Below are 1,017 nucleotides of genomic sequence, written 5' to 3'. Positions count from 1 at the left end.
GTACCGTTACTCCAAACTTACTCTCACACTCTGCTGACTACAAGATCTCCGACGACAAAACAATTGATACTATAGCTAAGACAGTTTTAGGCAGTGCGATAGGGTTAACCATAGGGCATATTATTGATTCTGTAATGGAAGTTGAAAGGGAAAAGTTTAGTATTAAGTCCCCTTGTCTACCTAGAAAAGAGAACCCATTCGCTGAAGCAATAACGGAATGGAAATGATATTATTAGATACTTCATTTCTATACGCTAAATAAGAATGAGAGTAAGCATGGAATAGCTTTAAAGATAATGGACGAGATTGAAGAGGGTAAGTACGGAAAGCCCATACTTTTAGACTACGTTGTGGACGAGTTATTAACCTTGGCGATAAGTAGGCAACCCTTCAACTACGTCAAGCTACTATCGGAAAAGATTCTACAATTGAGGGGTAGGTATCTTTTTGAAAGTGTCATGAACGACTTATCAATTGAAGAGATTATAAACGCGTTCATCAAGTTAAATGAAAACCTCAACAATAAATTAAGTTTCACCGACTGTGCTATAATTATGACTACGCATCAAGTTGGCTATTTAGCAAGCTTCGATGAAGGTTTTAGCGGATCCTTGATAAGGTTAAGGATGGAATTTTTTATTTACGTTCTCAAAGGTTACGTTATCTCTAACTTCTAGGTAACTGATTTTGTAAATTTCTATCGAATCTTCTTATTGAATTTAAAATAAGTACCTTTAAACAAATCATATAGCTAATATTCTTGTTCCTAACTTCCTCCACTCATCGATTCTCATCCGGGGGTATTAGAGAGGATAAAAGAGCCATAGAGTTTCATAACTGTGATAATGTCACGATCATTCTCTAACCGCATGAACAGTGGAAGTACCTATGTCCTGCTTCCTTCATTTCTTTCCCGCACTTTGGGCATTAGTGCGGATCAACGTACACTATCTTTAGCCCATGTTTTTCGCCTGCTATTTAGTCCAGTAAAGTAGTCTACGGTACCGCATGAGATAG

General features: G+C 37.4%; 1 protein-coding gene and 1 pseudogene. Both read left to right on the top strand.

Annotated elements, in window-relative coordinates; translation table 11 throughout:
• Nucleotides 1-227: pseudogene (locus DMP16_RS10180) on the top strand (hypothetical protein); the annotation flags it as partial.
• 69 nt (nucleotides 228-296) lie between these two features.
• Nucleotides 297-677 (top strand): hypothetical protein, encoded by a 381-nt coding sequence (locus DMP16_RS10175; protein ID WP_069284274.1) that lies wholly within the window; start codon nucleotides 297-299, stop codon nucleotides 675-677.
• The last annotated feature ends 340 nt before the right edge of the window (nucleotides 678-1,017 follow it).

Origin of the sequence: Sulfolobus sp. B1 (assembly GCF_007050195.1) — an archaeon.
In the GTDB taxonomy this organism is placed as follows: Archaea; Thermoproteota; Thermoprotei_A; order Sulfolobales; family Sulfolobaceae; genus Saccharolobus.
Note: the sequence above shows the minus strand (reverse complement) of the source record. Positions and strands in the feature narration are given on the sequence as shown.

What these genes read in the sequence shown, in the direction of transcription:
- DMP16_RS10175 (WP_069284274.1), top strand. Translation starts at nt 297, where the DNA reads ATGGACGAGATTGAAGAGGGTAAGTACGGAAAGCCCATACTTTTAGAC.